At 33.9% G+C, this 23,041-nt stretch carries 17 protein-coding genes and 1 pseudogene; 9 read left to right on the plus strand and 9 right to left on the minus strand.

Translation table 11 applies throughout. The features are described from left to right. Nucleotides 1-4 precede the first annotated feature (4 nt). From OOL01_RS03625 to OOL01_RS03650, 6 genes are all read left to right on the plus strand, one after another. Entirely contained in the window at nt 5-1,192 is a 1,188-nt protein-coding gene (locus OOL01_RS03625) for a hypothetical protein (protein ID WP_264687174.1), read from the plus strand. A 379-nt stretch (nt 1,193-1,571) separates the two neighbouring features. Continuing rightward, on the plus strand, nt 1,572-1,721 hold the full coding sequence (locus OOL01_RS03630; protein WP_264686538.1) for a hypothetical protein: 150 nt from the start codon (nt 1,572-1,574) through the stop codon (nt 1,719-1,721). Between the two features lie 43 nt (nt 1,722-1,764). Then, nucleotides 1,765-3,012 (plus strand): group II intron reverse transcriptase/maturase, encoded by a 1,248-nt coding sequence (gene ltrA / locus OOL01_RS03635; RefSeq protein ID WP_264687175.1) that lies wholly within the window; start codon nt 1,765-1,767, stop codon nt 3,010-3,012. Nucleotides 3,013-3,065: 53 nt separating this feature from the next. Next, nucleotides 3,066-3,800 carry a group II intron maturase-specific domain-containing protein gene (locus OOL01_RS03640; RefSeq protein WP_264686754.1) on the plus strand — a complete coding sequence of 245 codons (735 nt, stop codon included), beginning with the start codon at nt 3,066-3,068 and terminating at the stop codon, nt 3,798-3,800. Next, on the plus strand, nt 3,797-3,955 hold the full coding sequence (locus tag OOL01_RS03645) for a hypothetical protein (RefSeq protein WP_264687276.1): 159 nt from the start codon (nt 3,797-3,799) through the stop codon (nt 3,953-3,955). The genes OOL01_RS03640 and OOL01_RS03645 overlap by 4 nt, the downstream gene beginning before the upstream one ends. After that, nucleotides 3,927-7,769: a hypothetical protein gene (locus tag OOL01_RS03650; protein WP_264687176.1), complete on the plus strand. Its 3,843-nt coding sequence runs from the start codon at nt 3,927-3,929 to the stop codon at nt 7,767-7,769. Before OOL01_RS03645 ends, OOL01_RS03650 begins: the two co-directional genes overlap by 29 nt. 77 nt (nt 7,770-7,846) lie before the next feature. Here the strand turns inward: OOL01_RS03650 and OOL01_RS03655 are convergent. After that, nucleotides 7,847-8,183: pseudogene (locus OOL01_RS03655) on the minus strand (integrase core domain-containing protein); the annotation flags it as partial. A 375-nt stretch (nt 8,184-8,558) separates the two neighbouring features. Here OOL01_RS03655 and OOL01_RS03660 point away from each other — a divergent pair. Further along, complete coding sequence (locus OOL01_RS03660) at nt 8,559-9,797, plus strand: IS256 family transposase (RefSeq protein WP_264686429.1); 1,239 nt, start codon at nt 8,559-8,561, stop codon at nt 9,795-9,797. A gap of 152 nt (nt 9,798-9,949) precedes the next feature. Here OOL01_RS03660 and lepA read toward each other — a convergent pair whose 3' ends face one another. The 3 genes from lepA to OOL01_RS03675 all read right to left on the minus strand — a co-directional run bounded on the left by lepA (nt 9,950) and on the right by OOL01_RS03675 (nt 14,300). After that, complete coding sequence (gene lepA / locus OOL01_RS03665) at nt 9,950-11,746, minus strand: translation elongation factor 4 (RefSeq protein WP_264687177.1); 1,797 nt, start codon at nt 11,744-11,746, stop codon at nt 9,950-9,952. Nucleotides 11,747-11,827: 81 nt separating this feature from the next. Next, a complete protein-coding gene (locus tag OOL01_RS03670) occupies nt 11,828-12,646 on the minus strand; it encodes a hypothetical protein (RefSeq protein ID WP_264687178.1) in 819 nt (272 codons plus the stop codon). Between the two features lie 277 nt (nt 12,647-12,923). Continuing rightward, nucleotides 12,924-14,300, minus strand: coding sequence for a malonyl-CoA decarboxylase (locus tag OOL01_RS03675; RefSeq protein WP_264687179.1), 1,377 nt, complete (start codon nt 14,298-14,300; stop codon nt 12,924-12,926). A gap of 282 nt (nt 14,301-14,582) precedes the next feature. Between OOL01_RS03675 and OOL01_RS03680 the strand changes: the two genes are divergently transcribed. Further along, nucleotides 14,583-15,275, plus strand: a complete 693-nt coding sequence (locus tag OOL01_RS03680; protein ID WP_029237607.1) for a TerC family protein — start codon at nt 14,583-14,585, stop codon at nt 15,273-15,275. Between the two features lie 232 nt (nt 15,276-15,507). Here OOL01_RS03680 and OOL01_RS03685 read toward each other — a convergent pair whose 3' ends face one another. The 5 genes from OOL01_RS03685 to ccmC form a co-directional block, all read right to left on the minus strand. After that, the gene (locus tag OOL01_RS03685) at nt 15,508-16,311 is read right to left on the minus strand and encodes an ankyrin repeat domain-containing protein (RefSeq protein ID WP_264687180.1); all 804 of its coding nucleotides are present in this window, start codon (nt 16,309-16,311) and stop codon (nt 15,508-15,510) included. A 272-nt stretch (nt 16,312-16,583) separates the two neighbouring features. Further along, nucleotides 16,584-18,146 (minus strand): glutamine-hydrolyzing GMP synthase, encoded by a 1,563-nt coding sequence (guaA, locus tag OOL01_RS03690; RefSeq protein ID WP_264687181.1) that lies wholly within the window; start codon nt 18,144-18,146, stop codon nt 16,584-16,586. Nucleotides 18,147-18,373: 227 nt separating this feature from the next. Then, on the minus strand, nt 18,374-19,849 hold the full coding sequence (locus OOL01_RS03695; protein ID WP_264687182.1) for a type II secretion system protein GspD: 1,476 nt from the start codon (nt 19,847-19,849) through the stop codon (nt 18,374-18,376). A 564-nt stretch (nt 19,850-20,413) separates the two neighbouring features. Then, nucleotides 20,414-21,010, minus strand: coding sequence for a hypothetical protein (locus OOL01_RS03700; protein ID WP_241653902.1), 597 nt, complete (start codon nt 21,008-21,010; stop codon nt 20,414-20,416). A 339-nt stretch (nt 21,011-21,349) separates the two neighbouring features. Next, complete coding sequence (gene ccmC / locus OOL01_RS03705; protein ID WP_264687183.1) at nt 21,350-22,060, minus strand: heme ABC transporter permease CcmC; 711 nt, start codon at nt 22,058-22,060, stop codon at nt 21,350-21,352. A 142-nt stretch (nt 22,061-22,202) separates the two neighbouring features. Between ccmC and OOL01_RS03710 the strand changes: the two genes are divergently transcribed. Continuing rightward, nucleotides 22,203-23,021: a pyruvate, water dikinase regulatory protein gene (locus OOL01_RS03710; RefSeq protein ID WP_010402159.1), complete on the plus strand. Its 819-nt coding sequence runs from the start codon at nt 22,203-22,205 to the stop codon at nt 23,019-23,021. The last annotated feature ends 20 nt before the right edge of the window (nt 23,022-23,041 follow it).

The following is a 23,041-nucleotide window of genomic DNA, read 5'->3' on the forward strand; positions in this document are numbered from 1 at the left end:
TAATATGGTTAATAAAATAATTGTACCTTTTGATGATCAAGAAGGAGGTGTTTACGAATTAAATGTTGATCTTGATAGATTATCAAAGGGTGAAATATCAAATGCGATTATAGGAATTGGTCGTACTAAGGAGCAATCCACCTTTGTAGGCAAAATTAATAAGGCTAAAAAACCTGGAGAAGTGCCCTCCTCTAATAGAGACGTTCAAATCAACTATGGAAAAGGGCTTGATTATATATATGGTACAAAACCTTTAAACGATCAAGCAGAATATTTAAATCCATTTACTTCAGCTTTGAAAAAAATAAAGCCAAATGCAAGCGAAAGTGAAAAGTTAAGCTGGTTTAAGAGTTCTGTAGTAGAGGCAAAAAGCGTAAATGAATTGCATAAAGCCATAGACCAAGTATTAGCATCTGGAGAAAGGCTAAATGCATGTAATGATGGGGAATGGAGTTTCGCGGAATATGTGATACTGGGCACACATTTTCATAAATTTGATAAGGCTGATCGTAAAAAGCTAATACGTAAATTAATGCTAAACGGTGCAGAGTTTCATGATACTCTACTACAGAATAAACTGATAGGTGAAATCTATAATGAGCTACAACCAGAAGTTCAGCCACATATAGATGAGAGACTAGAAGAACTAGAGAAAGCTGGCGAAAGTGCTGTGCAAGAAGGAGAATTAATAGATCTCGAGATAGACAATACAACATCATATATAGAATTTTCTGAGGACAGTAAAGTAGAAGTTGCCAAAATACTGAGAGAGTTAGGAAGTAATATTTTAAAAATTGGCAATGATGCAGTTGAGGTTAAAAGTGAGAAGGGAGGTATAAGAAACTATATCGATATGTCAGATGGAAGCTCTATTATATTAGAATTTCCTACAAGCATTGGTAAGCTAGATATTATATTGTACCACGATGTAAAAAAATATGATCAAGTACAAGTCAGAGTAGAAAATAAGGAAATGTGGTCTAAATTACAAGAAAGAGGCGAAGAAATAGGAAAAAATTGTCTTTTTGCTGGAGTAAAACTTAAAGAAGCAGTAGAAAAGGGAAGTTTTATGAGATGTGGCATATGGAATAGCAAGCAGCTTATGAAGGAGGTTGATAGCCCAAGTGAAAAATTGTCTTCATGGGTAGATAAAGTACGTGAAAATAGTAAAGAAACTTTTAGGGGGCTTTAATTCATTTATTTTAAGGTTCCAGAGTCTAGTGTGCCGTAGAGACACAAGGAATGTTCAAGTAAGAGCAAACTAAGTGCAAAAGCTACTCAATAGATGGGGGTGGGCCCCTCGGAGCCGGCTTACAAGAGCAGGCTTCAAACAACCATAAGCTGCTTTGGTAAAAAGCTAAGGTAGTGAGCGTTATGGAAAAGGCGCAAATATGCGTCATGTGTAAAATAGAGAGATGAATGAAAATGAACCACTGATAAAGTGTCGAAAGGAATTGGATGATGTCAAAACCAGGGGTTAGACTTAACCTGGGATAAATCTATCGGGAGCTTGTTTACTGGATAGATGGCGTCCGGCATAGAGGTGGCATGAATCTATTTTGGGCTATTGCGTGGAACTGCGGGAACCTGTCGTTTCGATGATAAGGGAGAAATCCAAGGAGCTGATCTCTGAGGATGAGAGTACCGATGCGGAAAACAGGGGCGGATCAGCTCGTAGTAGTGAAGAAGTTTCTGTAATGGAAATGGAGCGAAGGGGCTGAGTTATTTAGTTTTAATTATTTATCAACCGAAAGGGAGGAGTTAATGAATAAAACAAAGTCTTTTGATATACCGAAGCAACTTATTTGGAGAGCTTATAAACAAGTATCGAGAAATAAGGGTGCTGCTGGTGTAGATGAGGTTTCGATAACAAAGTTTGAGGAAAATCTAAAAGATAATCTATACAAACTATGGAATCGTATGTCATCCGGAAGTTATTTTCCAGAGCCTGTAAAAGCTGTAGCAATACCGAAAGATATGGGAGGAGGACAAAGAATTTTATGTGTTCCTTCTGTATCAGATAGGATAGCGCAAACAGCAGCAACAATGTATCTCGAACCGTTAGTGGAGCCAAAATTCCATGAGGATTCATATGGTTATAGATCGAATAAATCAGCATTGGATGCGGTAGATACAGCGCGTAAGAGATGCTGGAAGTACGATTGGGTGGTAGACCTTGATATATCAGGGTTCTTCGACAATCTGGATCACGACTTAGCACTTCAGGCTATCAAGAAACACACAGACTGCAAATGGGTCATACTATATGTTGAAAGGTGGATGAAATCCCCTATACAACTTGCAGATGGCAGTAAAGTAGTTAGGGATAAAGGAGTTCCGCAAGGAGGTTCTATAAGCCCAATCATTTCAAGCATATTTATGCACCATGCGTTTGATATGTGGATGAAACAAAATTATCCAACAGTACCATTTGAAAGATATGTAGATGATGCGATAGTGCACTGCAGAACTAAAAGACAGGCAGGATTTATGAAAGTAATGATTGAAGAAAGATTGGCTAAGTGTAAATTGAAGTTACATCCTGAAAAGACACAGATTGTGTACAGTAAGGATGATGATAGAAAAGAACAATTTCCTAAACAAAGCTTTGATTTTCTAGGTTATACTTTTAGACCTAGAGTAGCAAAGAATAAGATGAGGAATTATTTCATCTCATTTCTACCTGCAATTAGTAACAAAGCCAAGAAGAAGATCAAGAAAACCATAAAGTCATGGAGAATACATCGGATTACATGGACCACACTAGAGGAAATATCGAAGAAGATAGATCCAATAGTCAGAGGCTGGTTTCAGTACTATGGCAGGTTTTATAAATCAGAGATGTATCCATCTCTTAGAAATATAGAGAGATACCTCATAAGATGGGTCAGGACAAAATATAAGAAACTTCGTGATCACGGAAGACTAGCAAAGCAATTTCTAGGAAAAGTGAGAAAGAGGTCTCCAAGTATTTTCTATCATTGGACACTTGGGTTAGGATCAAAAGGCTAAATAATGGGAGCTGTATAAGCCGAGAGGTTTCCGTGCAGTTCTGCGAGAGACTGGTGGGGAAGCTCCGCCGGTCTACTCTCCTTATTATTTCAGGTTTCACACATGAAGTACTGGAAAAGGAAGTTAAGCCTTTAGTATCATCTTTTCTTCATGAGCGAGGTTTAATTCTGTCAGAAGAGAAGACAAAGATTACATCTATCACAACAGGGTTTGACTTTCTTGGTTGTAATGTACGTAGATATAATAAGAAGTTAATTATTAAACCTTCGAAAGAAAGTATTAAAAGACTTCTGAATAAAGCACGTACATTGATAAAAGCAAATATAGCGAACACTCAGGCTATAGTAATTAAGTCACTCAACTCTCTACTGAGAGGATGGGGAAATTACTATCACCATGTGTGTGCTAAAAAAGCGTTTAGAAAGATCGACAATGAAATTTGGCATAGTTTATGGAAATGGGCAAAGAAAAGACATCCTCGTAAAGGATTACGTTGGATAAAGAATCGTTACTTCAAAGTAATGGGTCAACGCCAATGGGTTTTTGCTGCACCCCTATGCAAGAACAAACCAAAAGAGATACGGTATTTAAGACTGCTTAAGCTGATTGATATACCTATCAGACGACATGTTAAAATCAGAGCGGATGCAAATCCCCTTGACTTAAAATGGAAAAAGTATTTTGATGAGAGAGTGAAACGAACAAGAATGTTAGCAAGCTCTTTCTCAAGAGAAGGTTCTCTACTGTTGGTGTCACCATTAAGAATGATGTTTCCTGAGGAATCATGAAGGACAAGCCGGTTCTAGAAAAGAAGAACTTAGATAAGGGGCTCAAGCGTAGTGTTGGGAAACCTGCATGCTGCGTTTCTAAGGGAGGGGGTAGTAGTAATACTGCTTCCTTACCTGACCATGGAAATGACTCAAACTTGGGGTGGAAAGCATGAAATAAATGCAATGTCTGATCTACTAAATACAGCGATAATAGTGTCTGAGAAAGATTCAAAAGATCTTATATACAATAAAAAGAAAAAATACTGTAACAAAATACGCTTGTCTTATAAAGAAAATAATCATTATCAATTTTATCAAGTAGAGTATTCAAATTTGATGAAGTTTGTTCTGAGTTTCATTCAATCATTTGAAACGAGGCTTATTATATATGATATACTTGCAAGTACACTGAGAGAGGGGAACAGAATATTTTCGGATGGGGTGAGCATTAACAGGTTTGTGCAAAGTATTTTTGGATGTTCAACACATGATGATTGGGAGATGTTTGGTATGAAAGCATCTTTGAGAGAAGGTAATGTAACAAAAGCGACAAAAAGTTTTATTAATCTATCAGACTTAATAGGAACGTTTAATGAATATAAACTGGGCTTTAGAAAAATATTAATGGATGCTGGATGCAATATTTTTCAAAGTTTTGAAATGCAGTTTGAGAAAATAGGTTTTGATCATGTTTCAAAGATAGCAGATGATATCGTAGATAAGATAATTGAATATTACATTCAGAAAGAATACAAGGGAGATTTGAGCAATATAAGAATAGCTGAAACCCTTGTTCTAAATACATACTTTCAAGGTATGTCTGCGCAGTATGGAGAAATAAGTTATAATCTTAGAGACCTATATGAAAATATCGGAATTGCAGAAGGCAGTGAAGGCTCTTTCGTCTATTATAGAAAGAAAAGTGAGGATAAATCTAGTCAGTATGGTTATCGCCGTTCCCTTATGGGTGAAAAGTCGAAAAGAACATATGATACAAGATATATTAGAGTAGAAGCTACAAACGTAGAACTTGAAAACTATGTGTATACTTTAGATGCCTTAAATATACAAGAATTTAAGGCTAAAGTGGAGAAGGTATTTTATATTGTCAATAAAGAAATCCAAATGCCAAGCAAAAAGATAATTGAGGATCTTATAGTAAAAATTAAATCCCATATTGAACAAGAGGTAAGCTTTTTAAACGAGCATATCTTATTTTGTTGTCAAGAGCGCAAACAAAATTTAGATATGAATTTGAAATACTTAGTTAAAGAAGAAGGAAAAAAAGAACAACATATAATAGGAGGCAAAGAGTTAATAGGAAGAACTGAAAAAAATAGTGATGTTGTATCTTTGATGGAAAAAAATTTAAAAACAATTCCAAATTCGTTTTATTATCTAAAAGTAAAAGAAGCATTTGTAAATCATGCTGAAACAGTCTCTCAAAACTATAGCAACCTACTTGAATCAGAGCATGGTAATACAGCAAGATCTAGGAGTTTTTGGCCTAGTATAAAAGTATCAGATATAAAAAGATTATCATCTCTACTTGGGAAAATGAATTTTAAGGATGTATGTGCTCCAGTAGAAGAATTCACTGGAAGAAAGAAACAAATAGAGGAGATATATACAAAATTACATGGGGGAGAAGTAATAATAGTAGGTCCATCTGGAATTGGCAAAACTCAACTAGCTAGAAAATTTGTTGAAGAAAACAAAGGAGTTTATCTTCATATCTATGAGGTAAATACTCAAGATATATTGTCCATAGAAAGTTCTTTTGATTCCCTTGTCCGAGATAGGCTAAGCATGTGTATGGAAAGAGAAAGAAATAAAGTAGAGGAAAAATGCCTATTCCTTTTTCAGGGAGTTAAAAAAGAAGATCTAGAGAGAATTTTAAAGATCAGAGGTAAAAGAGGTGGTTTTGACTGCTTATTTACTTCTTCTGATCAAGGTTATCAAGATATAGCAGAAGTGTCTTTAGATAGTCTTGGAGAAAAAGAAGCTATACAACTTGTAAAAAGAATTTTAGAGATAGCAGATAAGTCGCAAGATGAAAAAATAAAAGCACTAATAAGAAAACTCGAAGGTTTTCCATTAGCTATAAATCTAGCAGTAGCATGTATTAAAAACAAAGGATCAAGCTCTTTGAGCGAAGCATTTGGAATTTTTGAATATTTAATACAATACGAAAGGTTTAATCAGAAATTTCCACGAAACACTAGACAAAATGAATACGATAGAATACTGCAAATAACATTACTAATCTCGATGGAAACAATAGAAAAGATGAGTTCTGGAGAGAAAGTTCTAAAAATTTTAAATGCTATGGCTTATTTTGGTCATGGTACAATTGATCCCAATTTATTTCTTCCCTGGATTAGATATGAGGATAGGCTATACTCCATTTTTAAATTGCTAGAACAATATTCGATAATTTATCCAAAAAAGGAAGGTAAATACAAGGTCTATACTATGCATGAATTAATAAAAAAAGTAATACGTTCACAGTTTACCATAGATGAGGAAAAACACATATTAAGTTGTGTCATAGAACTGGTATCTGAAACTGAAGGAGGGTTTTTAGATGTAGTTCACCTCTTATCTTTGTTTGATCATGGTCAAAAATATGACTATCTAATAGAAGAAAATAAGAATCTTCCTTGTTTAATTTTAAGTGGCTTAAATGAGTTATATGAGTATCAAAAAGTTATCAATCTTACGTCGCAATTATATCAATTACTTGCTGTAGATGATGGATATTCAAGGTTGATCAAATATGAGTTTGCCTGCGCGCGAGCTGGTTTGGGATGGTATGATAAAGCATTAAAAGTCTTTCTAGATTTGAAAAAATTAGAGAAGGTAAATGATGTATTTCCTTCTCTTGCTTTGGATAAAAAAATACTTTCTATTTATCTCAAACAAAAAAATTATAAAAAAGCATTGTCGTACAGTAAATACAATAACTTTATATTTACTAGTTCATTTAACGAAGAAATCATGGAACTTATAGAAGAACATCTAGATATGGCAGTTATTATAGCTGAAGTATTTGTAATGCAAAAAAGATATACTGATGCATTTACAACTTTGTACTATGTAAGACAACTGAGAAATGAAATTTTCCTTAAAATAAGTGATTTTAACTCCGATGATGATCCTTATCTTGATCCTTCCGAGGTGTATGAATTTTATAATTTAGATACAAAATATATCTATGCCTTAGCATATTTCTTTATGAGTCAAGAAAGAAAAAAAGTAACTATAAATGAAGAAGCGTTACCACATAAAGAAGATTTACCTCGTGAATTGAGTATACAAGCTTTATTTAGGCAGCTACAAGATATTCTGATAAATCAAGAGAGTAGTCAGTACTTACAACCGGCTCCTTATTTTGTTGCAATAGAGGTAGGAAAAGTAATTCAAAGAGAATTAAGAGAGAAAGCATTGCAATATTTTGAGAAAGTGCTGAAGCTACAAAAAAATTATGGATTTTTAGATAATCATCCTAACGTACTATCTGTGAAGTTTTATATAGCTGTTTTACATAGTTGCTTAGAGGATAAAGAAAAAGCATTACAAGAACTTCAACGATTGCAAGAATTACAAGAGAAGGTTATAGGGATAAATCATCTTGATACTTTAGATACTGTATATGCTATACAAAAGTTGTTTACTAGAGATGAAGATAAATCAACATATTTAAAAAATGAGGTAGAAAAAAGAGAATCGCTCTTACAATTTGAAAAATCTGATTTGAATGCTAAGGGTGTCTCAATCTTAAAAGAGCTTTATGTAGAAAAAAATAGCGAAAGTTCTTCTTCAGTATCAAGTGAAGAGTTACTGCTAGGAAACAAAAGGTTTCTAGACACAGAGAGTACAAAAACTAAAAGGAGAAAAATAGATAACCAGCCAGCCATTAAGAGTTATCTTAACGATGTCAACGTAAATCTTAGCCGTCAGCAAGATGCTATAGTCAATTTATAATATTGACTGGCAAAACATTATCTTCTTACAACAGATGGGTCTAGATGCTTAAATTTTTAATATTATTTAATGATAATCTAAGGACAATTACAGTAAGGTTTCAGCAGAAGTTTAGATACATGGTTCCAGAGTGTGATGGTAGTGTAAATAAATGAGGAGCACTGTAAACATATAAATTCGAAAGGTGTAAGACCATTAAGAGTTTTAATTCTTCTAGCATAATTGTAAGCCATCATAAAATTGTAAAGATGCTTTTTGAGCTGCTGATGTGAGCGGTGGTAATATTTTTTAACTGTAGCATTTTTAAAAGTTTTATTCATACGTTCAACTTGCCCATTTGTCCAAGACTTTTGTCAAATGGTGTTCAGTGTCATTTTCTTCACAAACTCTATTAAATATGTGTTGAAAAGCGTATTTATGGTGCTTCTGGGAGGCTTTGTTGAATGGCAAGGAATGAGGAGGAGTAATGAAAGGAATTTACGAGGCAAATTTGAAAATAGGCATACCTATATCAGTAAAGTTATTAATCAAATAGCATTTTAAAAGCACCTCTTTGAGAGGGAGTGTTAAATAAACCATACGCGTCAAGTTAAGGAAAAGTGGTATAAGGAAGAAAGGAAACGAAAAAAACTATTTTATATATTAAGTAATAAAGTTATTAATTTATAGATTCTTCTGAAAAAATCATCTTCTTCTAGATAAGAACTCCCTAAAAAAGGGAATGTTCAAAAAAGTGTGTCAAACCGAGAAATAAAAATAAAATAGAAACAAAAAATAGAGGTTTGATATATGAGTTACAAAATAGAAAATGGAACGACTGGCCTGGTAGATTACAAAGAGCTGGAAGCAAATATACTGTCATCAATAAGGGAAGGTAAACCATTGATGGGGAGAGATGGAGCATTAACACCATTTGTAAAAAGGCTGCTGGAAGCAAGTCTAGAAGGTGAAATAGAGCATCATTTATCCAATGAAAGAGAAGAAAAGAATCGAAGAAACGGAAAGAATGGCAAAACTTTGAAGACGAGTGCAGGTTCATTTGAACTATTGACACCAAGAGATAGAGAGGGAAGTTTCGAACCACAGATAGTGAAAAAAAGGCAAACAAGCTTACATCCAGAACTTGAAACAAAGGTCTTGAACATGTTTGCAAGCGGTGTGGGATACAGGGATATAGCATCCTATGTGGAAGAAATCTATGACCATAAAATATCTGCAGCAGAGATATCTGGAATTACAGATAAATTACTGCCTATAATCAATGAATGGAGGAGTCGTCCCCTACAATCAGTATACCCGATAGTATTTATGGATGGGATGTTTTTTAAGGTCAAAGAGAATGGACATTGCATAAGTAAATGCATGTACAATATATTAGGAATAGACCAAAATGGCAGAAAAGAAGTACTGGGTTTTTACTTAGCAGAAAGTGAGGGAGCTAACTTCTGGCTAGGCGTATTAAATGACTTAAAAGAGAGAGGAGTAGAAGACATTTTGATAGCTTGTGTTGACGGTCTGAAAAGCTTCCCTACAGATATAAATAGCGTATTTCCCAATGCTGAGGTACAGTTATGCATTGTGCACCAAATAAGAAATTCACTAAAATACGTATCCAGCAAAGATATAAAAGTTTTTATGAATGATTTGAAAAAAATATACCGTGCTACAAGTAGAGAAATCGCCGAAAATTATTTACTTGAACTGGAGGAAAAATGGGGTGAAAAATATCCTTTAGTCATAAAATCGTGGCAAAACAATTGGGAAAATTTGTCTAGTTATTTTAAGTATTCTGGCCCTGTTAGAAGGCTAATTTATACCACCAATCCAATTGAGGGGTTGCACAGACAAATCAGAAAATTTACTAAAACCAAAGGTTCATTTACCAGTACAAATGCCTTGTACAAATTGGTATATTGTGCTATAAAAAAGATAGAGCAAAAATGGGCTATGGCTTTGCCTAATTGGGCTCTAACTATATCTCAACTTGATATCTTTTTTCCTGATAGGTTAAAAATTGAGTTGAACTAAAAATTCGCTTTGACACACTTTTTTGAACATTCCCTATCTTATATAGTGTTTTACAAATTCACATAGCTATTTCAAATTTACCCATATCAATGTCAGTAAATTTATTGAGAAAATATCACTTAGTTCTTTAAATTTATGTTTTTGGATATATATTAATCATTTATTTTCAAAGCCTCAATAAAAGCATTTTGTGGGATGTTTATGTTTCCTACAGAATGCAATCTTTTCTTACCTTTCTTCTGCTTTTCAAGCAGCTTCATCCTTCGTGTGACGTCTCCACCATAGAGCTTGGCTGTTACATCTTTTCTATACGGGTTAATCGTTTCTCTAGCAATAATTTTTCCGCCTACTGCCGCTTGAATCGCGATTTTATATTGCTGGCGTGGTATCAAGTCTTTCAAACGTGCACATATTTCACGGCCTCTTTTTTCTGCCCTGCTTTTATGAACAATGCAGGCTAACGCATCCACAGGTTCTCCATTAACTAAAAAACTTAATTTATCTATCTGACTTTCCTGATAATCGGATATTTCCCAATCTAAACTTGCATATCCCTTGGAAATTGATTTTAGTCTATCGTAAAAATCAAAAACAACCTCAGACAGCGGTAATTTATACTTCAGTAGTGCTGTTGTCGTATTACCAACATAAGATAAATCCTGCTGTTCTCCTCTCCTCTCTTCACACAGAGATAGAATCTCTCCTAAATATTGATCAGGTACCATTATAGTTGCAGTGATCCACGGTTCTTCCACTATTTCAATTTTTGTAGGGTCTGGCATATCGCTTGGGTTATGGATATTTAAAACTTTACCATTTTGTGTTGCAACTTTATATATAACACTCGGTGCAGTTGCTGTTAGATCTAAATCAAATTCTCTTTCGAGTCTTTCTTGAATGACTTCAAGATGTAGCATTCCTAAGAAACCGCAACGAAATCCATAACCTAGGGCATTTGACGTTTCAGCATCAAATGTAAAACTAGCATCATTTAAATGTAATTTTTCTAGTGCTTCCCTTAAATATTTAAAATCATCTGTGTTATTGGGAAAAATACTGCAAAATACTACAGGATGTACTTCTTTAAAGCCAGGTAATGCCTTGCTGCACGGCCTTTTCTCTTCAGTAATAGTGTCTCCTACTTTGCAGTCAGCTACTTCTTTCATTGAAGCAGTTATAAAACCAACTTCACCTGCTGAAAGTTCACCAGTCATAACTTTTTTAGGAGTGAAAATACCGATATTATCGACCTGATATGTAGCATTATTAGACATCATAACGATTCTCATGCCTTTTTTTAGTACTCCATTTTTAACTCGCACTAAAATTACTACTCCTAGGTAAGGATCATACCAACTATCAACTAAAATTGCTTGCAGTGGAGCATTTGTATCACCTTGAGGAGCGGGAAGTTTTGTCACTATAGCTTCAAGTACATCCTTTATCCCAAGACCAGTTTTTGCCGATATCAAAATTGACTCAGTTGCATCAATTCCGATTACCTCTTCAATCTGAAGCTTTATCCTTTCTGGATCTGCAGCAGGAAGATCGACTTTATTAAGCACAACTATTATCTCATGATTATTGTCAATTGCCTTGTAGACATTTGCCAGAGTCTGAGCTTCAACTCCTTGGCTGCTATCTACTACCAAAAGTGAGCCTTCACATGCGGCTAAGCTTCGGCTGACTTCATATGAAAAGTCAACATGACCTGGTGTGTCCATGAGGTTGAGGCAATATTTATTACCATTATTTGCAGTGTAATTGAGTCTTACCGTTTGTGCTTTGATTGTGATTCCGCGTTCACGCTCTATATCCATTGAGTCAAGTACCTGATTGGTCATTTCCCTTGTCTCAAGACCGTTACATTCTTCTATCAAACGATCAGCAAGAGTTGACTTACCATGATCTATATGTGCTATTATTGCAAAATTTCTTATATTGTTCATAGATCTACTTATTTAAGTAGATCTATTTTACATTTTAAGTATTACAAGAGCAATTACTTATCTTCCTTTTTGCTGAAAACATTAAGCTGGCGTCTGTACTGGTCGGAAGTATTCAGTAGTTGATGGTTGACTCAGTTTGCTACTTTCCTCATTCTTTTCCTGCTTGCATGTTTTTACTGCATCAGCAAGGCTTAGGTAATCATTACCAACTTTAATTCTTACATCTTTATTTTCTTCTAAATCTTTATCATCTGGCTTATCACTTGCTATTTTAATAGTGCCATCGCTATTAGCACTTAATATAATGATAAATTCCCTTTCATCTATATACCAATTAAACTTTATTCCATATTGAGCTGCAGTACCTAAATTATAACACCTCACTCCATTTTTATCTACAAAGCCACAGACAACTTCTTCTTGATCGCCATTTAAAATACGAATTTCATGAATATTGTTTTTTTTACGAAAATCATTATTTAAAAACTCGCTTATCTCAATATTTATGCTTTTACTGTTGTCTTTTAGATTGATTACTGCATCACACAAACTACAATTATCATATTTTTCAATTGATACTGCATCAATAGTGCCGTTTTCTATATACTTTCTAAACTTTTCTTCAATTTTCTTTTCTAATTCTTCTTGCCTTGCTTCATTTTGTTGTTGCATTCCTTTTAGCTTTTCTTCCATTTTTTTCTGAAGTGATTCGATATCACAAATTAACGTGGATTCATCAATGCCGAGTATCACGTATGCTTGGCCCAATCCTGTCTTCAATCCTTCAATTATGATTACCATCTCTAAGATAGACCCTAAGTTTTGATAATGTATATTAATTTTTTCACTACTTAGGCTACCTCGATTGCTATCCCAGTCGATAGCAATGTTAGTAAACATAGAATTAAGGCCTTCATAAATATCTTTCAATAGACTTGATTTCTCTGAGTTTATTCCATCACGTTTAATACTACTAACATAATCATTAAATGACTTTATTTCTTCAGAATATGTAAAGACACTGTACAGTTCTTTACGTGTTACTCTATCTTGTATTTTTTGTTTTATTTTTTTTAATATCTCACTACTAATACATTTTACCTCATAAAACTATTCAATATTATATACATAAACATTAGGGAATGTTAGCACTTTCTATATGCTTGCGCACTTCCTATTATTCCTTTAACATAGCTGACACTTTTTTTGAATGAGAAATCACTTTATTAATCATATAATTCTCATGATTGTTACCTATTTTAGGCAATTCATACAAATAATTCACCATTATCCCGGCTGACTGACTAATGCCTTTTTCAGAAGTATCAGCCATCCAGTTGATTTGTTTGATTGATGCACCATTGCTTAAATGAAAGTGTGCTACTGGATCATAAGCACCCCCACCACTGCTTTTAACCTTTAGCAAATAATGTGCACAAAGTTTCAGTAGGGACTGTTTTTCGCATTCAATGTTAGTTTTTATGCTTTCTAAAATTTCTGTACCTGATTGTTTTATATTAAGCTTACCTAATAAAGCTACGTCTTGATTTTTTAGCCATTTTGTAAATCCAGGAACTGGAGAAAGAGTTGCATACACTTTTACGCTTTTAAATTCTTGCGATAGTTTTTCTACGACTCTCTTTATTAAAAAGTTACCGAGGCTAATTCCAGATAAACCAGTTTGAGTGTTTGATATTGAATAGAATATAGCAGTACTTGCACTGCTTGGGTCACTTGAGGGCACTGACTCATCCAAAAGGTGTTGAATACTATCTGAAATCTCATTCATCAATGCAACCTCTACAAAAATTAGAGGTTCGTTTGGTATTTTGTAATGAAAGAAAGCAAAACAGAGACGATCAGAATCTAGCCTATTTTTTAGGTCACCCCAAGAAGAAATTTTATGTACAGCTTCATATTTTATAAGTTTTTCCAACAATGATGCAGGTGAATCCCAGGTGATTTGATGAAGATCAAGTAGATCAACATCAACCAAAGTACAGAGTATATTTTTTAATTCATTTTCTAGTGGGTTTAGATTTTCATATTGGTTCTTTAGCTTAAGCACATCAGAGCGCATATCAACAATAAACTTAAGACCTTCTGGTAAGGAGATAAACTGCTTCAATATTTTAGAGCGTGGTGATTCAAGGACTTTTATTAAGTCTTGTTCAAACTTATAGCTCGACTCAGAATCTTGATTTTTCTTATATACTTTTATTTCTTCATCTATTTTCGTTTTATCCGGATTGAACTTTTCTGACAGGGTTTGTAAAAATTTTATTTGACCTACCTCTGATAAACTCAAGTACAAATTACCAAGAGATACGGTGTTCTTACGTGCTGAGACTTCACCCCCCTTTGGGTTTAAGCATTCGTTCATCTTCAAGACTAAACTATCGACATCGCGACTACTACTTAAATCAGGGTTAATATTGCCAACCCATGATCTTACAGCGTTTGCTACTTCACCTAGTATCTTAAAAAAGCTCTTTGGTGCTTTCTGATCTTCAACTTTCACTATATCAGTTTTTGCTAATGATTCTTTTGTCATAAATTCCTTTTACTATGTATCTATCTTAATTTAAAGAAAAATCTTAGTCTACAAAGAAGGCATATACTTTCATGGTACAACTATTTTATAATCTATTTAAAATTTTCGTAAAGAGAGTTAGATTTTTAATTTTATTATTCTTCTTATAAAAGTACTTTTATTATAAAAATGACCTTTTTTCTCTTCCTTTTTCGGGTAAGGCTGATTTTTTAATTACCTAGGCGAAGTTACTTAATTTTTACACATCTATTGTAAAGTACAAAATCTGACTTTGGAATGAAAATGCTAGCTGATGCTTGGACTTTATTGATACTTACGCTACTTGAAACTATACTTGGTATAGACAATTTAATCTTTATTTCTCTAGCAATAGATAAGGTGCCAAATCTGCTGAGAGAAAGAGCCCGCCTTATAGGTTTTGGCTTGGCGCTATTGATGCGTTTTGTAATACTATTTTTTACATCATATATATTATCAATGCAAAAGCCTATATTTCACACTGTATCTCTGGATATCTCAGTAAAGGATTTACTTATGATTGCAGGAGGGTTATTCCTTATTGTTAAAAGCTCTATGGAGTTATGGAGCGACATTTTTGTACATAAGGAGAATAAAACAAAGGCAAATGTTAAATCACAATTTTTTTTAGTTGTGCTACAAATTATATTAATAGATTTAGTTTTTTCGGTTGATTCGATATTAACTGCCATAGCATTAACTCACAATATGATAATCATTGCCATAGCATTTACATTTTCCATACTAGCGATGCTATTTTCATCAAGTTATACCGCTCAGGTAATAAAATCCAACCCAAGCTTAAAAGTAATTGCCATTCTATTTATTTTACTCGTCGGTGTATATCTAACACTTGAAGGGCTTCACATAGAACTACCAAAAGCATGTTTGTATTCTTCATTTATGTTTGCATTGCTTGTGGAAGCTATAAGCAAAATAAAGAAAATACAGCCTTGAAACTATTTTACACGAAGCAAAAATCCAATCAGTGCGTGACGTACAACTGTGCGAACATTTTCTAGCAGGAAGGTGTCATCCCAATGCTTGACACTGGGATCCATTTTTCCATCATCAAAAACATTGTATTTTTACATTACTTTTATGCTTACCAACTTAACTGGATGCCAGTGCCCAGACACTGGCATCCTACAGATAATGTTCATACAGCTGTGCGTCACACGCTCTACTGTCAAGTAGGTGCTTGCTGTCCATTTATTAAGGCGGCAGATGGTTTCTCTGCTCCATCAACTTTAGTACTAGGCTTTAGTAATGCATATGTAGCACAACCAACTACCAGTGCTGCTGCTGTAACTGCAACCACTGCTATAACGATAGGTGTCAACTGAGCTGTAATTGTTCCAGTTGTAAAAAGTGCCACTGCTATAGCAGTGCCTAATAATCCAGTTACTCCACCGGCAATCTTTGCTTTATTACGCGCTTTTACAAAAGAGCCTCCTCCTGCGTCTAATAGAGCTTTTACTACGTCTTGACTCTTAGCATGATCTAAAGGAGTCTTTCCATCTTTATCTACTGCATTAACTTTTGCTCCTTCTTTGAGTAAAACCTCTACTATCTCTGTGTAAGCAGCAAAGTGCAAAGCAGTGTACCCACTTTTATCTCTCACATTAACATCTGCTCCTGCTCCGATTAAAACCTCTACTACCTCTTTGAAACCATACAAAGCAGGATAGTACAAAGCAGTGCACCCATTTTTATCTATCACATTAACATCTGCTTTTGCTCCGATTAAAAACCCTACTGTCTTTTTGTAACCATTCTCAGCAGCTATAATTAATAACGTCCACTTTTCGTATGGGTAAATATCAAATACATGATTTACATCAAAATTACCTTTCTCCCACTCTTGATATAGATCTTGATTCTGTTCCTTTAGTTCTTCTTGTATTTTCTCAATTATATTATATTTATTTAAATCTTTCTTAGCCTCAATCGTCCTCAGTACTGTTTCCAGTGATTCACATTCTCCTGTCATGATTTTACCTTCAATATCAAACTATATGTTTAATTATTACATGATTATGATAAAAAGTCAATTAAAACAAGCTAATAACTGGGATTGTGAATAGTAAATTAGATTCAAGTAGCCTCTGTGGTGTCATTCAACTTCGTTGTCATCCCAGTACTGGGATCCAGGAACCAGCGTCACGCGCTGGAATGACATTAAATAGTTTTCCTTAAAATTTGAGTTATGCAAGCAGCCTCTTTGGTGTGATTCGAGTAGCTGAAACTGGAATGAAATTATTGCTACTCCCACTCAATAGTTGCTGGTGGCTTGGAAGTTAAATCATACACAACTCGATTTATTCCGGAAACTTTGTTAACAATTATACTACTGACGTCTTGCAAAAACCTCCAAAATACTAACGAATGTTGATCTTTATTTTCAAATGGAAATGCATCAGCTGTCATGCCATCAGATGAAGTCACAGCCCTTAAAGCGCAAACATATCCGTATGTACGATTATCTCCCATAACTCCCACAGTTTTTACTGGTAACAGTACAGCAAAAGCCTGCCATATTTTATCATACAGATCATAATTTTTCATTGTGTTGATATATATTTCATCTACTTCTTGCAATATTCGTACCTTTTCTTCATCAACCTCACCTATGATCCTCACTGCAAGTCCAGGCCCAGGAAATGGATGTTGAAATATTATCTCATCTGAAAGCCCAATTTCTTTGCCAAGCAGCCTTACTTCATCTTTAAAGAGATAGCGTAAAGGTTCTACTAGTTTCAGATTCATTTTTTCTGGCAACCCACCAACATTGTGATGAGATTTAATTGTACTAGTGTTTCCTGAAGCGTGCCCTGATTCAACTACATCAGAGTAAATGGTGCCTTGCATTAAAAAATCCACATCACCTATTTTTTTTGCCTCTTCTTCAAATACTTCGATAAAAGTATTGCCGATAATTTTTCGCTTTTCTTCCGGATCAGTTATTCCCTTTAACCTACTTAAAAACAAGTTTGATTTATCAACGTAATTTATTGGAATTTCTTTTAACATAGTAGTGGTCTGGCTCTTACGCAATAACCCAGTATCGATAAAAATACAGTTTAATTGTTTTCCTATAGCTTTGTGTGTAAGAACTGCTGCAACACTTGAATCAACCCCCCCACTTACTGCAGCAATTACTTTTTTCTCCCCTACTAAGTTTTGAATTTTTTCCTTCTGTTTTTCAACGAATGACTTCATTGTCCAATCTCTTTCACAATTTGCAATATCTAAGAAATTAGAGAGAAGTTTACTACCATTTGTCGTAGGCTTAACTTCAGGATGGAACTGAGTACAGTAAATCTTCCGCTGTTCGTTGGCAATTATTGCGATTGTTTGATTTATTATACCTGAGGCAATAGCAGTAAATCCTTGCGGTATAGTTTCGACACTGTCTGCATGGTTCATTAGCACATCGACTTCGGAATTAACGTTCCAAGTATCCTTTATAATTGGGGATTCTTTTAGTATCTTGATTTTAGTTTTGCCAAATTCCTGATTGAATTCTTTTCTTACCTTTGCCCCGAAATAATGACAAATGAGTTGCTGTCCATAACATATTCCAAGTATAGGAGTGTTTATTGTTTCGTTAAGTTTTATAATTTTATGTGCTACTTCACTTACTTCAGAGCAATTGTCATTTACAGATTGCGGTCCTCCAGAAAAAATAAATCCATTGAATTTTGATACTGTTTCGAAATCGATATTGCTTGGAAATATTTCACAGTAAACGCCCATTTCCCTGATTTGTCTTGCAATAAGCTGTGTAAACTGTGAACCAAAATCAATAACGGCAATTGCTGACAATGTGCTCCTCCATATTATTTAAAGCAATATTTGATAATAAAGAAAACAATAAAGTAAGTAAACTAAGACCTGTTTAAAAACTTTAATATATGACTAAAGTAACTTAAATTTACCGCAACAGATTTGTGATTAAGCTGTCTTAATTATCATTCTGATACTCTCTTCTTATCATAATAGCAACCCCAACATCTTTCCTTAAGTTGATGCCATTGCCTGAACGGATACGTTTAATATATATATAAATTCCTATCTTTTATATCTAATAAACCAAGTGTTGGTACGATTGTTGCTTTCAGGAAGATGACGGTTTCTACTGTCTTAGCCAGTTTTTTTGACTTTTGATGCAATAAGTTTTGGTTATCTTTTCTATGCTCTATAAGCCCACCAATTACCATAACTTCGCCGCTCTTAATTTTTAACGTAGAGTGCATTTCTCTGGTTTCAATAATTGGAATGTCACTATTTAATTTCATTTTATTCTGCTGTGCGACATATTCTATATTTGGGTCTTTAGTGTAATCGTTAATTCTTGATAAGGTTAGATGTATATCCATGAATATTTCATTAGTATCAATGTTAATGCTTGGGTGGATTATTAACACCACACCTATTGGAGTGCTATTCATCTTGGTAATTAAGGCATGATTGGAGTTTCCGGTATCTTTCTGTATATCGGAAGTAAAATAGATATGGTTTTTAGTAAATGAAATCATTGCTTGCTGATTATTTATAGCATGTACTCTAGGGCTTGAAATTACGGTTGAAGTGCCAAATTTATTTAAAATTTTTACTAAATCTCCTAAATCACTCACACTAGAGTTAATTGCTAGGTCAATAATAGAGTTACCTTGATTTGTTATAGATTTGGTTTCATTATGCAAATCATTTAAGTTGATACCAGAAAGGTATTTATCGTCTAATAAAACTTCAACTATTTTGGCCTCGATCATTACTTGAGAAGACGCCAATTTCTTAACTTTATTAATATATTCTTCAACAGCTTTGTGAATATCTTTTCTAGCATTTAGAATAATGACACCAGCTTCTCTGTTGGATGAAAGAAACTCACCATCATCTACTCCGTTAACATCCATTATTGCATTTAAGCCTTTTTCTAATGAATTCCATAAATCACTACTATATTGAGATTTCATATAGTTTCTATCACCATCACTGTCGGTAATATTGTTACCAATGATAAAACTCCTTTGCGCAGAGTGTTGAATATTGATGAAGTCTATGTAATAATTTTGTGCATATGGCAAATCTTGTTCAATTCTAATTACACCATTATTCATTGAGTAACGCAATTTGGCGCTGTTGGCTATATTCTGAATTACTTCGTTTATGTTCTTATCTTTTAGCTTTAAAATAATATTACCTGATATTTTGGGATCTATGTCTAAGTTAACGTCAGAAAGTTTTCCTATCTCAATCAGTAAATCCTTTACTGGTACTTTTTCATCAACATTAATCGAAAGAAACTGATTACTGGTTGTAAGATCGGGAAACTCTACCGGTAAAGGTATCATTTCTGGTATTGCTGGTTCGTTATTCTTCAAAGGAGTATTATATTGTTGCAACGAATAATCGTGCTTATAATTGTCTATATTAACAGAATGTTGCTTGTTAGGTAGATGTGTACAAGAAATAATGAAAAGGAGTATTAAACATTTTAAAATAGCCATGAGGGCAGCATACAAATCTATACTAATAGTTTTCTATAAAAATGTTAAAAATGTATTTAATTGTATCCGTTCAGGGGAGTGGTTTAAGAAATGATAGATAGGAGATTATGAAAAGGGTTTAGCCGTATGGAAGTGGGATGAAAAGAAGCACTGGTTTCACATGCGTCTGAACAGACACCATTTTACAGCATTTTAAATTTGTCCTGTGCAATGTTTGTACAGTTGCGATAAAAATTACTTGACAAATTTTGACAGCTTTGTTATTTTGATAGTGAAGATATTCTAGAGCTCGAAATCTATCTTCGTCTGCAGACTTTTCAACTTAATTAATTTATAATCTCTAATTAAAGTATATTGTACTTATGTATAGATAACTTCTATCATAGCTATGTACATTTTTCTGAGTTTTTTTGTATTACTTAGGAGGATCATCATGTTTAAAATCATGGATTACGCATATCATTGACATAAATGCCTTAAAAGGACAGATGGTACCTACGTCCTCTTTATATAGATTATGTATTTGTTCAGATACGACTAAATTGTGTCTAGTGTAGAAAAAATTAGACAAATTCAGCCTTATATAGAACCAAATTCAACGGAAGTAGAATTATCCTCATTTCCATAATAGTAAGGATTTGCTTCTTGCGTATTATTAACAGCAGTTTTTAATAGTACTTCCTTATCACTATTCCATGCAACTTTCTCCATAATTGGAATATAATCCTTACACTTTTGATTATCTCCACAATCCTTGATTTTACTATCATCATTTAGATAACGCTTCAATGCATCATAGTATACTTTAGTGTTATTACCCTCTTTATCTATCATTTGTCCTAAGGTATTAACAAGTATCAATGGTGCAACTTGTTTTGCTTTTACAACACTTGTTTCACTGGACTCTCTAAAGAGATTAGGACATGCTCCTCTGGAAAAAAAGCTCTTGTTGAATTCTGGATTACTACGGTAAACGTTCGGGTAACAGAAACTCTTAATCTCTTCTTCTTGACACGCTAACTCTATTTGATCATCGACACATTTTTCACATTCTATATTACCAAGCCAGGATATTGAATTAAGATCCTCTGTAAAGGCAAATTTAAAATTTACTGCACCATAATTACCATTTGCTCCCTCTTCTATATATTTTGCAATCTTAGGATTACTGTACATCTCAGGATATAATTCCTTTAGTAAATCAGATGCACTAAAACCTTGACAACCTATCTTATTATCAACTTTATAAAAATGAGAATATGGCCTACAATTTTCATACTTGGAACAATCTGAGGTTACTTTTCGAGATGTAATTTCTCCATTTTCATTCTCTCCTTCATCAGTAACAGGTTCGCCCGTGTCAATTTCACCTTCTCTATCGGTAACAGGTTTATCTATACCACTTCCTTTTTTACATTCTTCAGCTATTTTTTATACCACTTAGTCTCTGCTGATGATTGCTCTACATTTTAATTTCCGTAGCTGTTCACAACATTACACTCTGGAACTGCATACCTAATATCGCATGCTGATTTCTCTCTTTATCTTCTGCAAATTAATTAAATGAAGGGCATTAAGTATCCACACTACTAAAAAAAGTGTGGTACAAAATATAAACATTGCAATGAGTGGCAGCAGTAAAGAACCTTCTATTGCTACTCCACCTTTTCTAAAAATACTTGCTGGCTGATGAAGAGTAGACCATAAATTCACAGAAAATTTTACTATGGGAATATTTATAGCACTAAAAATGGCAAATACTGCTGATGATTTCTCTGCTCTTGCTTGATTATCAAAAGCGCTCCACAATGAAAGATAACCAACATACAGAAAAAACAAAATCAGCATTGAAGTAAGCCTTGCATCCCATACCCACCAAGTACCCCATGTTCCTTTTCCCCAGACGCTACCTGTGATTAAGCATATTGCCGAAAAGACTGTCCCTGCAGGAGCAGCAGCATGTGCCAAAACACTAGCAACACTATTGTTCCATACCAACGAAATGAAACTGAGTGATGCAATGAGTCCGTATATTCCAAGAGCAAGCCATGCAGAAGGCACATGAAGATACATAATTCGTACAATTTCTCCTTGTTTATAATCTCCTGGGGAGAAGAATAATGCCAAGAACATTCCAATTAAAAAACATGAGAAACAAATAACCCCAAGCCAAGGTAGAGCTTTTTTAGCAAAAGAAGTGAAATTTGTAGGCTTTAATAAAAACATTCGTTTTGAGAATAATTGTGTTAAGAATTTATCAATTAGTTTGAGTTTTATCAACAAGATAGTTTTTCTATATTTACGTAGTATAATAAATTAGCACAATTTCAGTAGCAGATTGCTTGCTATTATTTTTAGTATAACGTTGATGATCCTTAAAAAGCTTAACCTACACTTAGTGTCAGATTCAAGTGGTGAAACTGTTATATCAGTTGCAAAATCAGCTCTGAAACACTTTCGTTCTGTAGAAACGATCGAATATGTTTGGTCTTTCGTAAAAGGAGAAGAGCAGATTGACAAAATTTTAGAGGAAATTAATAGAAAAAGTGATGAGCATAATTTTGTTATATGCACTATTACTAATGATGAGCTAAGAAAATATCTAAAAAATAATTGTATAAAGCTAAAAATTCCCTACAGAGCGATATTATCACACATTATTAGGGAAATCTCATCCTATCTTGAAATTGAAAAAGACGAAAAACTTGACTTACATGCTGAGATAAATAACGAATATTTTCAGCGCATTGAGGCAATAAACTATACCATTAATCATGATGATGGACAAAATATTCAAGATATTGATAAAGCCGATATAATTTTGGTTGGAGTTTCACGCACATCAAAATCTCCCACCAGTATGTATTTAGCTTACCGAGGCTATAAAGTTGCAAATGTTCCTTTTGTTAGCGAGATACCCTTTTACGTCGACTTAGCAAAATTAAAAAATAAACTGACTATAGGAGTAACAATAGACGTAAGAAGGCTAATAGAAATACGCAAAAATAGACTGACTTCAATTAATAATGAAGGTAATAATATATATGCTGACCCTAGAAAAGTAGAAAAGGAAATTAAAGAAGCAGAGGAGTTCTTTAAGCAAAATAACTGGCCAATTATTGATGTCACGCAAAGGTCAATCGAAGAAGTATCAGCAACAATTATACAGTATTTTAATAAAATGTGAAAAATTTATCAATTGACTAA

It is taken from the genome of Wolbachia endosymbiont (group B) of Rhopobota naevana, from assembly GCF_947250615.1.
Lineage (GTDB): Bacteria > Pseudomonadota > Alphaproteobacteria > Rickettsiales > Anaplasmataceae > Wolbachia.

Bases quoted from the DNA above. Each gene is read 5' to 3' on its own strand.
- OOL01_RS03675 (WP_264687179.1), bottom strand. From the start codon at position 14,300: ATGACAAAAGAATCATTAGCAAAAACTGATATAGTGAAAGTTGAAGAT.
- OOL01_RS03650 (WP_264687176.1), top strand. From the start codon at position 3,927: ATGACTCAAACTTGGGGTGGAAAGCATGAAATAAATGCAATGTCTGAT.
- OOL01_RS03700 (WP_241653902.1), bottom strand. From the start codon at position 21,010: ATGTACAGTAATCCTAAGATTGCAAAATATATAGAAGAGGGAGCAAAT.
- OOL01_RS03660 (WP_264686429.1), top strand. From the start codon at position 8,559: ATGAGTTACAAAATAGAAAATGGAACGACTGGCCTGGTAGATTACAAA.
- OOL01_RS03685 (WP_264687180.1), bottom strand. From the start codon at position 16,311: ATGACAGGAGAATGTGAATCACTGGAAACAGTACTGAGGACGATTGAG.
- ccmC (WP_264687183.1), bottom strand. From the start codon at position 22,060: ATGTTTTTATTAAAGCCTACAAATTTCACTTCTTTTGCTAAAAAAGCT.
- ltrA (WP_264687175.1), top strand. From the start codon at position 1,765: ATGAATAAAACAAAGTCTTTTGATATACCGAAGCAACTTATTTGGAGA.
- OOL01_RS03670 (WP_264687178.1), bottom strand. From the start codon at position 12,646: ATGTTTACTAACATTGCTATCGACTGGGATAGCAATCGAGGTAGCCTA.
- OOL01_RS03625 (WP_264687174.1), top strand. From the start codon at position 5: ATGGTTAATAAAATAATTGTACCTTTTGATGATCAAGAAGGAGGTGTT.
- OOL01_RS03645 (WP_264687276.1), top strand. From the start codon at position 3,797: ATGAAGGACAAGCCGGTTCTAGAAAAGAAGAACTTAGATAAGGGGCTC.
- lepA (WP_264687177.1), bottom strand. From the start codon at position 11,746: ATGAACAATATAAGAAATTTTGCAATAATAGCACATATAGATCATGGT.
- OOL01_RS03680 (WP_029237607.1), top strand. From the start codon at position 14,583: ATGCTAGCTGATGCTTGGACTTTATTGATACTTACGCTACTTGAAACT.
- OOL01_RS03710 (WP_010402159.1), top strand. From the start codon at position 22,203: ATGATCCTTAAAAAGCTTAACCTACACTTAGTGTCAGATTCAAGTGGT.